This is a genomic window from Paenibacillus sp. E194 (assembly GCF_000935845.1).
Lineage (GTDB): Bacteria > Bacillota > Bacilli > Paenibacillales > Paenibacillaceae > Paenibacillus_B > Paenibacillus_B alvei_B.
In genome coordinates this window covers 1-13,328 of the sequence record NZ_JMDX01000171.1, presented here as the reverse complement: position 1 = coordinate 13,328, position 13,328 = coordinate 1, and the positions used below count along the sequence as shown (strand labels likewise).

At 48.7% G+C, this 13,328-nt stretch carries 15 protein-coding genes and 1 tRNA gene; 13 read left to right on the top strand and 3 right to left on the bottom strand.

Translation table 11 applies throughout. The features are described 5' to 3' along the window. The 5 genes from AZ66_RS32020 to AZ66_RS20455 all read left to right on the top strand — a co-directional run. Window positions 1-441 (top strand): Gfo/Idh/MocA family oxidoreductase (locus AZ66_RS32020; protein WP_044356535.1); only part of this gene is annotated, 441 nt, incomplete at its 5' end. A 48-nt stretch (window positions 442-489) separates the two neighbouring features. Then, window positions 490-702, top strand: a complete 213-nt coding sequence (locus tag AZ66_RS20470) for a hypothetical protein (protein ID WP_021259086.1) — start codon at window positions 490-492, stop codon at window positions 700-702. Window positions 703-881: 179 nt separating this feature from the next. Next, the gene (locus AZ66_RS20465; RefSeq protein ID WP_044356534.1) at window positions 882-2,042 is read left to right on the top strand and encodes a glycosyl hydrolase family 8; all 1,161 of its coding nucleotides are present in this window, start codon (window positions 882-884) and stop codon (window positions 2,040-2,042) included. 201 nt (window positions 2,043-2,243) lie between these two features. Then, window positions 2,244-2,981 carry a class I SAM-dependent methyltransferase gene (locus tag AZ66_RS20460; RefSeq protein WP_044356533.1) on the top strand — a complete coding sequence of 246 codons (738 nt, stop codon included), beginning with the start codon at window positions 2,244-2,246 and terminating at the stop codon, window positions 2,979-2,981. 95 nt (window positions 2,982-3,076) lie between these two features. Then, window positions 3,077-4,054: an MBL fold metallo-hydrolase gene (locus AZ66_RS20455; protein ID WP_044356532.1), complete on the top strand. Its 978-nt coding sequence runs from the start codon at window positions 3,077-3,079 to the stop codon at window positions 4,052-4,054. A 1-nt stretch (window position 4,055) separates the two neighbouring features. Here AZ66_RS20455 and AZ66_RS20450 read toward each other — a convergent pair whose 3' ends face one another. After that, window positions 4,056-4,601 carry a phosphatidylglycerophosphatase A family protein gene (locus AZ66_RS20450; RefSeq protein WP_021259082.1) on the bottom strand — a complete coding sequence of 182 codons (546 nt, stop codon included), beginning with the start codon at window positions 4,599-4,601 and terminating at the stop codon, window positions 4,056-4,058. 273 nt (window positions 4,602-4,874) lie between these two features. On the opposite strand from AZ66_RS20450, the gene AZ66_RS20445 reads away from it, so the two are divergent. The 4 genes from AZ66_RS20445 (at window position 4,875) to AZ66_RS20430 (ending at window position 9,020) form a co-directional block, all read left to right on the top strand. Further along, window positions 4,875-5,933, top strand: coding sequence for a GerMN domain-containing protein (locus tag AZ66_RS20445; RefSeq protein ID WP_044356531.1), 1,059 nt, complete (start codon window positions 4,875-4,877; stop codon window positions 5,931-5,933). An 81-nt stretch (window positions 5,934-6,014) separates the two neighbouring features. Continuing rightward, window positions 6,015-6,800 carry a ribonuclease PH gene (gene rph / locus AZ66_RS20440; RefSeq protein WP_021259080.1) on the top strand — a complete coding sequence of 262 codons (786 nt, stop codon included), beginning with the start codon at window positions 6,015-6,017 and terminating at the stop codon, window positions 6,798-6,800. After that, window positions 6,784-7,443: an XTP/dITP diphosphatase gene (locus AZ66_RS20435; RefSeq protein ID WP_044356530.1), complete on the top strand. Its 660-nt coding sequence runs from the start codon at window positions 6,784-6,786 to the stop codon at window positions 7,441-7,443. Before rph ends, AZ66_RS20435 begins: the two co-directional genes overlap by 17 nt. Before the next feature lie 269 nt (window positions 7,444-7,712). Further along, window positions 7,713-9,020: a homocysteine synthase gene (locus AZ66_RS20430; protein ID WP_044356529.1), complete on the top strand. Its 1,308-nt coding sequence runs from the start codon at window positions 7,713-7,715 to the stop codon at window positions 9,018-9,020. A gap of 96 nt (window positions 9,021-9,116) precedes the next feature. On the opposite strand, the gene asnB is transcribed toward AZ66_RS20430, so the two are convergent. Then, window positions 9,117-10,964, bottom strand: a complete 1,848-nt coding sequence (gene asnB / locus AZ66_RS20425) for an asparagine synthase (glutamine-hydrolyzing) (protein WP_044356528.1) — start codon at window positions 10,962-10,964, stop codon at window positions 9,117-9,119. A 216-nt stretch (window positions 10,965-11,180) separates the two neighbouring features. On the opposite strand from asnB, the gene AZ66_RS20420 reads away from it, so the two are divergent. The 3 genes from AZ66_RS20420 to AZ66_RS33400 all read left to right on the top strand — a co-directional run bounded on the left by AZ66_RS20420 (window position 11,181) and on the right by AZ66_RS33400 (window position 12,077). Beyond that, the gene (locus AZ66_RS20420) at window positions 11,181-11,483 is read left to right on the top strand and encodes a hypothetical protein (RefSeq protein ID WP_021259076.1); all 303 of its coding nucleotides are present in this window, start codon (window positions 11,181-11,183) and stop codon (window positions 11,481-11,483) included. 15 nt (window positions 11,484-11,498) lie between these two features. Further along, window positions 11,499-11,849, top strand: coding sequence for a hypothetical protein (locus AZ66_RS20415; RefSeq protein ID WP_044356527.1), 351 nt, complete (start codon window positions 11,499-11,501; stop codon window positions 11,847-11,849). A gap of 99 nt (window positions 11,850-11,948) precedes the next feature. Then, a complete protein-coding gene (locus AZ66_RS33400) occupies window positions 11,949-12,077 on the top strand; it encodes a hypothetical protein (RefSeq protein ID WP_260612424.1) in 129 nt (42 codons plus the stop codon). Window positions 12,078-12,245: 168 nt separating this feature from the next. Here the strand turns inward: AZ66_RS33400 and AZ66_RS20410 are convergent. Next, window positions 12,246-12,322 (bottom strand) — tRNA-Arg (locus tag AZ66_RS20410). Window positions 12,323-12,580: 258 nt separating this feature from the next. On the opposite strand from AZ66_RS20410, the gene AZ66_RS20405 reads away from it, so the two are divergent. Then, window positions 12,581-13,328 (top strand): hypothetical protein (locus AZ66_RS20405; RefSeq protein ID WP_044356526.1); only part of this gene is annotated, 748 nt, incomplete at its 3' end.

The window sequence follows — 13,328 nt, the reverse complement described above, 5'->3', positions numbered from 1 at the left end:
GCAGTATCAGGAGCGACATACGGCCATTTCATGGATAAGGCCGCTCCATCAGGCAGTCGAGATACGTTTAATGTAGAGGATCTGGCAACTGGATTCATTCGCTTTGACAATGGGGCGACGCTCCAGCTGGAAGTAAGCTGGGCTTCACATATCGAGAAGGAACAATCGTTCGTGGAGCTGCGCGGGACACAAGCTGGCTTCAGCCTGCATGATAATGAGCTTCAGATGTTCACAGTTGCTGCTGGCAAGCATATGAACATGAAGCCCGAAGGATTCACAGACGGATCAGGACATAAGGAGAATGTGGATCACTTTGTCGATGTAATATTAGGCAAAGCTGATCCGATATTCACACCAGAACAGGGTGCAGACATGATCCGCATACTAAATGCGATTTATGAATCGGCGGAGCTTGGTCAAGAGGTAAGATTGTCCCTATAGCCATTCATGCTGATGTAAACCTAAGTACAAAGGAGCTGTACGCTCGTTATGTACTTAGGTTTTTTTGTGTTCAACAAGCACATCCTATTAATTACGTATGGTTCATGGTGTGACAACTCGCGTCAATTGCCGGGAAGCCGTGTCGCCTATTCTGCCGTGAAGGCGTCGGAGTTCCAGGGTGCCCAGCAGCAGGACAGGCATCTCATCTTCATCGACCTGCAGGGAAGGGTGGACACTAGAGGGGAAAGTATGGCATGCTGAAAAAGATGGACGCATTCATATGATGCCATATCATTAGAATGCAAATCGATCCGTACTGACGATACAGATCCGGGTCGATTTGCGATAGCGGCTGTCTTTGGATTGTACTATTTGCAATCACTGCACTTGCGATTCAGCGGAGACGGAATTAGCGGAAACTAAGGGAGGAGCCATCTCCAATGAAATTAAAGAGAAATCGGTCGATAGGTATAAAGCTTATGGGGGGCGTTTTATTCATTGTATTAATATGGGTTGCTGCGGATATGTGGTATTCAGACACGAAACAGGTTGCTGCTGTTCCTCTGCAGCTAACGGAGCAGCAATCGCCGCTCCTGTTGTTTGTTGCGAAACACATGATGAGCAGCGAGGGCGGAGTCTTTACGAATTTGCGTGACGACTTGCCTGAGTCAGAGCATCAAGCAGCCAATCATCAGATGCTCTCAGAATCAACAGGGCTGATGATGTTGTATGCAGTACAGGTGAACAATCGTAATCTGTTCGATAATCAGCTCGCGTTCTTGCAGCGGCGTCTATTAGCGGAGAAGGGCTACGTTCGCTGGCGCTACTCTCCCAAGCATGAACCGACTGACGTTAATGCGGCGGTCGATGATCTGCGTATTGCTCGGGCGCTGCTCGATGCGGATCAATTATGGGGGGTCGAGGAAGCAAGACGGATTGCGAAGGGAATCAGCAAGACGCTGTTGGATGGCAATGTGAGCAAGGACTACATGTTCGACCATTATGATTGGAAGTATAAATCCCGCTCAGACCGTGCAACGATCTCCTATATGGATATTCATACAATGGGAATGCTGGCTGCGTTCGATAAGAAGTGGGAGACGGTTCGGAATAACAGTTTGCAGCTAATGAAGAAGGGCTCGCTTGGGAACGGGTTGTTCAAGACGTACTGGACACCTGATCAAGGTTATTCCTCTACGGAATCCATCAATATGATTGATTCCCTATATACTGCGTTGTACTTGGCGGAAGAAGGCGAGGATGTAAGTGCGACAATCCGATTTTTGAAGCAGGAATGGAGCCTCCACAAAGGGAAGATCCCGAGTGTATACGCAGAGGATGGGAGTGTCCGAGAGACATTCGAATCTCCATCGGTCTATGCGCTTGCTATTCAGCTTCTACAGCGGAAGAATGAGCATGAACTTGCAGAACAACTGAAGCAGAGAATGTATGCATATGCCGTACAGCGTGCCTCCTCGCCGAATTTCGGCGGCTTTGTTGAAGAGAAGGACAATAGTGCCTTCTCGTTCGACCAGCTGCAAGTATTGTTGACGGAAGACAGTCCTGCAGGAAGTAAGAAGAATGAAATCAAGGGAAAGTGAACTAAACGGAAACGGAATCCACAAGTAGATACGATGATGGATGAACTGGGTTAGGTTATAGGAAAGGGACTGCCTTGGCAGATAGTCACTTATCTGCTGGGCGGTCCTTTTACATAGTTGAAATTTGTAATGCTGTAGGAATCATTGCTTTTAGATCCTAACTCGATACAATGAAATGGAGAAATAAATTGGGGTGACAGTATGAAAGAATGGTACGAGCGGAGTTTCGGTCGCGACTATTTGGTTGTATATAAACATCGTGATTTTCAAGGGGCCGCACAAGAAGTGCATCGGATGATGAAGTGGCTGGAGCTGCCCGAAGCAGCCTCTGTGCTGGATTTATGCTGTGGGATGGGCAGGCACTCACTTGCGCTTGCGGAGGCTGGGTACAAGGTGACAGGAGTAGATCTGTCTGAGGTGCTTCTACGAGAGGCGGCGAAGCTGGATGAAGAGCATGTCGTAACCTTCTTGGCAGGGGACATGAGAGAGCTGCCAGTAGAGGAGGCGTTTGATGCCGTCGTGAATTTATTTACTTCTTTTGGATATTTCCAAGCGGATGAAGACAATGGGCAGGTATTCCATGAAATTTATCGGGTGCTTCGTCCGGGCGGGCAATTTATTATAGACTTCTTAAACCCGAGCTATATTATGCAGCATCTGGTTCCAGTATCTGAGCGCCAAGATGAAGGGACATGGATTCAAGAGAAGCGATATGTTGAGAATGGATTCGTGAAGAAGGAAATTACGTTGACGGATGAGGGTTCAGGGGAACAGCGCCATTATGAGGAGCGTGTTCGACTGTATGAATTGGACGATTTCCATCATATGATTGAAGAGGCAGGGTTGCAAATGGAGAAGGTATATGGCGGGTATGATGGTTCCTTATACAATGAAGCCGTTTCTTCTCGACTCATCATGGTTGGAACACGTCCGGAGTAAGTCTGAATTAGCAATTGGCAGCGATAACATGGGTGCATTAGACCGGTATAGATGATTGAATGTAGACTCAATCTGTGGATGAGGAGGAACAAGTAATGAAGTTACAGCGGGTGAATGCGAATATTTATGTAGCCAAAATGCCGCTCCCTAACTCACTTCGGTGGGTGAATACCTATTTGCTTCATGGCTCAGCAGGTTGGACTATCATTGATCCAGGGCTTCGTAACAATGAGACAGAGAGTGCATGGGTTAGTTTGATGGGGGAAATGGACATTCATGCTGGCAACACGACTTCCATTGTGCTGACGCATTACCATCCAGATCATAGCGGGATTGCCGGCTGGCTACAGCAGCGGTTGTCCGTACCCGTATGGTTGTCGGAAATAGGCTGGAATCACGTTGAAAGACTGTGGGATGGGAGATCTCCTATGACTGTGGACATGCAGCAATTGTACCGTGAGCACGGGGCGCCGATAGCGGTAGTGGAATCCATCGGAGTCCATATGGATAGCTTCATTCCCCAGGTAACCCCGCTGCCCGATATATCGTTCATTAGGGATGGAGATTTGGTGACGCTAGGGGATGATGCTTGGCAGGCACTTGAGACAGGAGGGCACGCTCCAGGCCATATGAGCTTCTATCATGCGGAAGAGCGCATAATATTGTGCGGTGATCACGTTCTGCCGCAAATAACGCCGAATGTTAGCCTCATGCCGAATAGTGATCCCGAGCCACTGCAGTCCTTCCTCATCGGGCTAGAGCGTCTTGCGGCTCTGGATGTAGAACTGGCGCTTCCAGGGCATCGGCATCCATTCCAACATTTCAGGAGTCGAGCGGAAGAGTTAATCCAGCATCATGAAGCACGTCTGCAGGAGATGCAGGACGTGCTCCACAAGCCGATGACAGCCTACGAGCTGTGCTGTGCCAGCTTCGGTACGCTGGAGCGTCTAACTGTGCACCAATTCCGCTTTGCAATGGGCGAGACTCTAGCTCATCTCGTCGAACTTCAACGGCGCGGCTTAGCGATGACTACTTCTGCTTCTGGCGAGTTCATGCTGTGGAAGTCATCATAAACTACATAGATTGCATTTCTTGCTCGCGTTCCGCTTGCTTGCGGTGAGCAATTCGGCTGCTTGCCGCAGCGGCAATGGCGCCTACGATATCATCAAGGAACGTATGGATCTGCCCGCTATCCTTATTGTTTAATCGTTCCAAGACTCCTGGCTTCAGTTTATCGACATATCCGTAATTGGTGAATCCGATGCTTCCATATACATTAACAATGGAGAAGGCTAGAATTTCGTCCACGCCATACAATCCCTCATCATTCTCGATCATTTCTTGCAGCGCGGGTGTCAGCTTCCCTTCTTCTGCCAAGATATCCAGCTGGATACCGGTCAGAACCGCATTTTGAACTTCACGTTTGCGCAGCACCTGTTCCACATTGTAGATACAATAGTCGATTGTCAATTCGGGGAAATATTTTTGCTGCAAGAACATGACCAACTCTGCGATCTCTTCTATGCGAACTCCCCGTTTACGCAGCCACTCGCGTGTCTCAGCTTCGACTTTCTCACTGTCTAGGCTATACGCCTTGGCAGTATGTTTATGATCTGTCATGGAAGTCACCTCTATCTCTTGTCATCATTTCTATACCTATCATTTTGCACCATTTCATGAGGAAAGTATACGACAATGATATACCCAATCCCTGCTTTCCTTACTCTCATTCTCTTGTATTTTCTCGTTGACAATATAGAAACCTCGTCATGTTTTGGACAGCCCTCTCGTATATATAGGTGTATGACGAAGGGACGCCTTATGCACGCTTTACATAAGTAAATAGGCTCCCGCTGATCACACGATAGATGCATAGAGGAGGCTGCTTCGCCTATGGTGCGGACACAATATTTTCGACAAGGTGTACTGGCAGCGGTACTGACGCTGCCCTTGCTATTAACAGCTTGCAATGGCACGAGCGGTGCGATCGATCCGCCGCCAGCAGATGTTGAGGCTAAGATGATGACTGCAGCAGATGGGAAGAGCGGCATAAATGTCAATCCAACGGATGCAGCGCAGCAGCAAGCGAATATGACGATATATGCGCAGGATCGCCACGGCTACTTGGCTCCAATATCGTATCAATGGAACTCTGAAGATCCGGCGGTAGTGGCACAGGCCTCACTGGAGATGCTGGTGAAGGACGGGGTGCATAAGGGAATGCTGCCTCCGGGCTTTACGGCCACGCTGCCGAAAGGGACGAGCTTGAAGGTAACGCTCAAGCCGGAGCAGAAGACCGCATTTGTGGAATTATCGAAGGAATTTGCCGGTTACGACAAGAACGATGAGCGCAAGGTGATGGAGTCTATCACGTGGACGCTTACTTCTCTGCCGAATGTAGATCAGGTGCAATTGTGGATGGATTCTAAGAAACTGTCTGAGATGCCAGTAGACCACACCCCAATGGATACGCCGCTTTCCAGACAATTAGGAATTAATTTAGAGAAGGATTTGTCGGTCAATTATCTGCGCTCCATGCCGGTTACGTTGTATTTTTCCAGTTACAGTGAAGAGGGAAAGGCCTATTTTATTCCTGTGACTAGACTGGTTGAGCCATCGTCGGATTCGGTGAGAGCGACACTGGAACAGATGATATCCGGACCGTTGAATAAGAAGGCGATGAATATGGTCATGACCAAAGAAACGAAAATTAATGATATTGCGGCTGACGGAGAAACGCTGACAGTGGATCTTGCTGATACGATGTTCGAAAAAGGGGATCAAGTTCCTGCTGAATTGGTGAAGGCGGTCGTTCTATCGCTTACTGAACGGCAAGGGGTGAAGAAGGTTCAGTTGAAAATAAACGGCAATATGGATATTCAAGGAACAGACAAGATAAACTATTCGGAGCCGGTCACGCGGCCTGTTGTAAATATGGCTTGGAAAGGATAGATGCTTTTCGCCAAGCTCTTTGGTAGAATAGGGGATGTTACTTTTTACGGACGACAGTGGAAATGTAGGAGGCACTATTAAATGAGAAGCAACGGACGCAAGGCGGATGAACTCCGCCCGGTTACGATTCGAACAAACACAAACAAGTACGCAGAAGGATCCGTATTCATCGAAGTAGGCGACACGAAGGTGCTGTGCACGGCTACGGTTGACGAGAAAGTTCCTCCGTTTATGAAGGGGCAAGGCAAGGGCTGGATTACAGCAGAGTATTCGATGCTCCCACGTGCAACGCAGACACGCAACCAGCGTGAAGCGAACCGGGGCAAGTTAACCGGCCGTACGATGGAAATTCAACGGCTGATTGGTCGGGCTCTACGCTCGGTTGTTGACTTGCATGCATTAGGTGAGAGAACAATTACGCTTGATTGCGACGTTATTCAGGCTGATGGTGGTACACGCACGACTTCTATCACCGGTTCCTTTATTGCGATGGCAATGGCGATTCATAAAGTGGCGAACCAGCATTCATTGCATAAATACCCGATTACGGATTTCCTTGCATCGGTTAGCGTTGGTGTCATTCAAGGAAATACGCTTCTTGACTTGAATTACGAAGAAGATTCTTCAGCGAAGGTCGATATGAATGTTGTGATGACAGGACAAGGCAAGTTCGTTGAAGTGCAGGGTACAGGGGAAGAGAGTCCATTCACACGTGAAGAGCTTAACGAGCTCCTTGCCAGCGCGGAGAAAGGGATCTTGGAGCTTGTTGAGATGCAGAAGGAAGCACTTGGCCCGATTGCAGACAAAATTGCTGCACGAGCAGCGTTGGAGCATGGGGAGGCAGCCGGTCATGCATCTAGCAAGTGATACGATCATTATTGCGACGAGCAACCAAGGCAAGCTGAAGGAATTTCAGCTTGCCTTCGCCTCGCTTGGCAAGCGTGTGCTCAGCATGGCAGACTATCCGCAATTGCCTGAAGTTGTGGAAGACGGAGATACCTTCAAGGCAAACGCGCTGAAGAAGGCGCAGGAAGTCGCTGAAGCGATTCAACTTCCTGTTCTTGCAGATGATTCAGGACTTTGTGTGGAGCGTTTAGAGGGTGCCCCTGGTGTGTATTCTGCACGATATGCTGGTGGGCATGGCGATACGAAGGCGAACAACGCCAAGCTTCTCGAAGAGTTGAAGAAGCTGCCGGTATCCCGTACAGAACATGAGGGCTTGGGAGAAGAAGTAGAGCATGTACTGAGTGCGGCTCAATTCGTCTGCTGCCTCGTGCTGTATGATCCAGCAGAGAAGCGGTATGTCGATGTCACGGGCACATGTGATGGATTCATCCTTGACGAGGAGCGTGGAGAGCATGGCTTCGGCTACGATCCGCTCTTCTATGTTCCTGCATTCGGCAAGACGATGGCGGAGCTGTCACCAGAGCAGAAGCAGAGCATTAGCCATCGCGGCAACGCGATTCGCAAGCTGCTTGAAGTGATGCAGGCGGAGCAAGCAGAAGTATAGCTGAAAGATGCATCTTGATCCTGCATGCTGGATCAAGATTACTGCATGTTACATAGCTGCATAATGCATGTTTCTCTTCGAGAGAACAAACGCAGCAGAAGTATTTTTAACCCAATTTCAACGGCATAACAAGCATCGGAGGGCACCTTACTGCATAGTTAGTTAAGGTGTCCTTTTTTTCACATCAAAATACTAAGAATTGATGCTTTCCAACTGCGGAAAAATATGAGAAAATATTGGGCAATAAGGCGAAGGAGGATTGGTTGAAGATGAGTGAAGCTCCACGTGAATTGGGATTGGAAACTTTAGCTGTGCATGCAGGACAGGAGGTAGACCCGACTACATTGTCCCGCGCGGTTCCGCTGTATCAAACAACGTCTTACGCGTTTAAGGATACTGATCATGCTGCGGATTTATTTGCTTTGAAGGAGTTTGGCAACATTTATACACGGTTGATGAATCCCACAACAGATGTGTTTGAGAAGCGAGTCGCTGCCTTGGAAGGCGGTGCAGCGGCGCTGGCTACTGCCTCTGGTCAGGCTGCGATTACGTACGCTATATTGAATATCGCGGGAGCAGGGGATGAGATTGTCTCTGCGACGAGTCTGTATGGCGGAACGTATAATCTGTTCGCGACAACATTAGCGAAGCTCGGCATTACGGTTCGGTTCGTTGATTCCAGCGATCCGGAAAACTTCCGCAAGGCGATTACGAGCAAGACGAAGGCGCTGTATGCGGAGTCGATCGGCAACCCTAGGGGCGATATTCTCGATATTGAGGCAGTAGCGGATATCGCTCATGATCATGGTATCCCGCTCATCGTAGACAACACATTCCCAAGCCCATTCCTGCTTCGCCCCCTTGAGCATGGTGCGGATATTGTTGTTCATTCCGCAACGAAGTTCATTGGCGGTCATGGCACCTCGATTGGCGGGGTAATCGTAGATGGAGGCAAGTTCAATTGGGCTGCCAATGATAAGTTCCCGGGATTGACAGAGCCGGATCCTAGCTATCATGGGGTTGTATATACGGATGCTGTTGGGCCAATCGCATACATTATTAAGGCCCGTGTGCAATTGCTGCGCGATATGGGAGCTGCCATTTCTCCATTCAACGCATTCCTGCTTCTTCAAGGGCTCGAGACGCTTCACCTGCGTATGGAGCGCCATAGTGAGAATGCATTGAAGGTTGCTCAGTTCCTTGAAGCACATGAAGGTGTGCAGTCGGTCAGCTACAGTGGTTTGTCCAGCCATCCATCTTATGAGCTTGCACAGAAGTATCTGCCGAAGGGCCAGGGTGCCATCTTAACATTTGAGATTAAGGGCGGAATCGAAGCAGGACGCCAAGTGATTAATCACGTCAAGCTCTTCTCTCATCTTGCGAATGTTGGTGATTCGAAGTCGCTCATTATCCATCCTGCCAGCACAACGCATCAGCAATTGAGTGAGGATGAGCAAATTGCTGCAGGTGTAAATCCAGGACTTATTCGTTTATCTATCGGTACGGAATCCATTGACGATATCTTATTTGATTTGGATCAGGCGATCCGTGCAAGTCAGCCTGCTGCTGTCAAATAAGAAACCATAAAAACAAAGACACACGGGTTACGCTGCTGCGTATCCCGTGTGTCTTTTTATTGGATGAATGAGCTCTTGTGGGCTTCAGGTTTCAGGTTACCATGCTACACGAATGCGGTATTCTCGCAGCCAAGTGTCCATTTGAAGCAAATAAGCAAATAATTGAGGGCCGGACATCAGTTGACCGAACCAAGGAAAGTTCGAGCTCGCTTCCTCGGAGGCTGCGATACTGCGGATTCGCTCCACATTCACAAATTGATGGAGTGGGGATGATGTATCATCCAGCCGCTCTAACGCAAGACGACGAACGGTATTCAAGTAGTTCGGATTGTGGGTTTTCGGATAAGGACTCTTCTTGCGGTACAGCACATCTTCCGGCAATACGCCTTCAAGTGCTTTGCGAAGCAGACCCTTCTCTCGCCCACCATATGTCTTAATGCTCCATGGAATGTTGAATACATACTGGACGAGGCGGTGGTCTGTATAAGGAACACGAACTTCTAATCCAACACCCATGCTCATTCTGTCCTTGCGATCCAGCAAGGTAGGCATGAAGCGGGTAATATTGAGATAGGACATGACCCGCATCTTGGCGGCTTGTGCATCTTCGCCAGGTAGGACAGGGACTTCGCGAACGGCATCTGCATACCGATCGGCTACGTACTGCTCTGAGCGAAGCAAGGTAGCGACTTCAGGCTTCAGGAGGCTGGAACGCAGTGGGGTAGCTAGTGCCCACGGGAAGGTACCGGCATTCAGGGCATCTTCTCGATGGAACCAAGGATATCCGCCGAATACTTCATCGGCCGCCTCGCCGGAGAGAGCGACAGTGGCGCCTTGCTTGATTTCCTTACAGAATAAGAGGAGAGAACCATCAATATCGGTCATGCCTGGCAAATCACGAACCTTCACAGCCTGTTCTAGGGAGGCGACAAGCTCAGGGGTATCGAATTTGATCCAATGATGGGTTGTGCCAAGTTCCTCCACCATACGGTGAATCCAGGGCTCATCAGCATTGGGTTGAAATGCATGAGATTGGAAGTACAGATCGTTATCAACATAATCGACCGAGTACGTATGCACCTGGCCAAGTCTATGCCGCTCGTAATGTTGAACGGTAAGGGCCGTCAGCGCACTGGAATCCAGTCCGCCAGATAACAAGGTGCAGACGGGTACGTCAGAGATGAGCTGCCGCTCAACAGTATCCTCCAGCAGCTCACGCACATGTCTAGCTGTCTGTTCGGCGTCCTCTTCATGCGGGATGCTCTCTAGCTTCCAGTAGCAATGAATTCTAAGACCATCCGGACTGTACTTCAAGGTGTGGCCTGGCCGCAACTCCGATAGCGCTTGGTATATACCGTGTCCCGGGGTTCGAGCGGGTCCAATCATCCATATTTCAGCGGCTCCCTCCAGCCCGATGACCGGTTCGATGTCCGGGTGAGCAAGCAATGATTTAGGCTCAGAACCGAATGCGAACCAGCCCTCGCCCTGTGAATAGAACAATGGCTTCACCCCGAGACGATCACGAGCCATGAACAGCTGTCTTCCCGATTCATCCCATATTGCAAAGGAAAAGATGCCGTTAAACCGTTCAACACAAGCCTCTTGCCACTCTAGATAGGCAACAAGCAGCACTTCCGTATCACACTGCGTGACAAATGAATGTCCGCGGCTGATTAATTCTGTTCTTAATTCCCTCATATTGTACAGTTCGCCATTATATACAATGGCGAACACCCCTTGCTCCGTGTGCCGAATCATCGGCTGGGCGCCATTCGCGGGATCAATGACAGATAAGCGCCGGTGCCCCAGCGCACATGAACTGGTTAACCATGTTCCCTTCGCATCCGGCCCACGAGCGGATAATGTTGCGGTCATTTGTTCGACAACGCCAGAACATTGGGTCAAATCACGGTTCCAGTCAATCCATCCTGTAATTCCACACATGTTACGTTCATCCTTTCCGCACCAATCTGTCCATCCGGAAGAACGAGCACCGGCATGCTGGAAGATTGAGATAATACCATGGGTATGCGCAAATCGGCATAAGATGTATGTCCATCGGGAGATGATAAAAAAAGCTTCACATATAAGCAGAACTAAAGCTGCATGAAAAGCAGGACTAAAAGAAGCATTGGCTCCAAGGAGAAAAGGAGGGGCTGAATGGAGCGACAACCTTATTATGTATCCGTGCAGCAGCGTTCTGTTGTGGCAGAACAAGATGCAGGAAATTATGAATTCGTTGTCTACGCGAATGAGGCAGAGAGGGACAAGCTGCAAAGGTTGCTCAATGAAGTGGATGACGCTGAGACAGATGGAATGTGGGATAACATCATGTTAGTGACGAACCAAACGAATGATAGGATTAACGTCCCTTATCAGCTCCACTTGAACAGAGTATATGCCTACATATACGCAATCGGGACTTCTGAAACAAAGCGATTTGTGGAGCAAATGTTGAAGTGAGGAGAGATGACCGTAATGGAATTTAAAGCTGCAAAATTTCGTCGTCCTGTCGAAATCGAAGGGCGTCTGTGTGCAGAAGTAGGACTTATCCCTGATGATGACAAGGAGACTCCTCTGCTTGCGTATGTGGCTCCTGTACGAAATGGTGGTTATGAGATTGTTCGCCTGATGCGCAACGATGCGCATTATGAAGCAGATTGGTATGACAACAATTTGCATAACGCCTTCGAGGAAATCGCTGCGGAGGAGTTCATTATAAGCAATAACGAAATAAGCTGCAGTGATCGCGATTCGATTGTTGATGCTGTCTTAGGTTCCACAGAAGTTCGAGCAGCGGTGGATGAGTTGTTTCAATTAGACACGTAATGCTTTCCGTTATCCGCAGCGGAAATGGTTCGCTTTCTTATCATCGGCTTTTCGTATGGAAGAAATGATCAAGGTACGATGAAGGGAGGTGAGTAAACGATGTCAGAGCAATTCAAGCAAAATAAGGGCAATAAATATGCCCATCAGAAGAAACATGCGGATGCCGTACTATCAAAAAACTTCAAGCATCCAGGCGAGAAGAACCATTGGGAGTTTCACAATAAGTAGGATTTGTCTCGAAAGCAAGTAGGCGGCAATTATACAGGGCTCTGCGATAAGCAGAGCCTCTCATGCAGAGGTGCTCTGGGATCGATGTGAGTGGAAGATAAAAAAAGCCTCACCAACCAATAAAAGGTTCTGTGAGGCGTATTCATGTATATTTAGTAAGCAAATGAATGGCGTCCCAGGAGGGATTCGAACCCCCGACCGACGGCTTAGAAGGCCGTTGCTCTATCCAGCTGAGCTACTGGGACATGAATAAGTTAAATTTAGAACATAAATGATTGTATCAAAGAAATTAAATCTTAGCAATAGAAAAATGAAAAAATATTAATTTACATATCTTTTACAGTTTGAGTATCAGGAAAGCACATATGGTGACCGCGCAGGATAAAGAGTGAATATGATATAATGCATCATATAAGAAGCTTACCTAATTGAGGGAGAACGAGCTGCATACATAGAAGAGTTTATCGTAATACAAAGGCGCAGTACAGAAAGCAGGTGTTCGTATGACAGAAGATTACAAAGAGCCGGCAAAGAATAAAGTCATCCTGTTTCCGAAAACTCATGATTACTACCAAATTGAGCTGACACGGATGCTGGAATCTGAGCGTTACGGCGAAGCAATTGCCCTTCTACAATTCCTGCTGACATGTGATGGTGAGGACGAACGGATTCGGGAAGAGTGGGACGCGCTGCTGCAATGGCTCGTGTCGGCGTTCCCGGAGGCAGAGCGCGCTGCTCGTGATTTGAATATGGCTGAGGGAATAGCCAGTTGGCCGGAGTCCACACCGGAAGAGGAGTCTGAAGAGACCGAACAAGATATCCTGCGACGCCAATTCCAGCAGAAGCTGAATGCGGACGGACAATATACAGAGCGATTGTTTGCTACCCTTGTAGAGGGGGAGATGGATGACCGCAAGCTCCTTATTCTTGAGCAGCTTGCAGCAGCAGAAGATCTGGGTGTTGATGAAGCTTTGGCTAAACTGCTCAAAGAGGAGAACCTTAACTCCTTGCTTCAATTCGGAATTCTTCAAGTTATGAAGAGACGGGGGATGCATGGAGAAATCCGATTCCCTCGCGGGCAGGAGTCGCTGGTCGTACAAATAGAGGACACTCCGCTTGATAATTCGGGGTTCCCAGAGGCCGCCAAGGCACCAGCGGTGCGTGTGAACGAGGCCGCTTCTGTAAGAGAGCCTTCTCTTGCTTATTTTGCTCAGGAGATATGGCAGCAGTATTTGAAGCATATTTACGGTT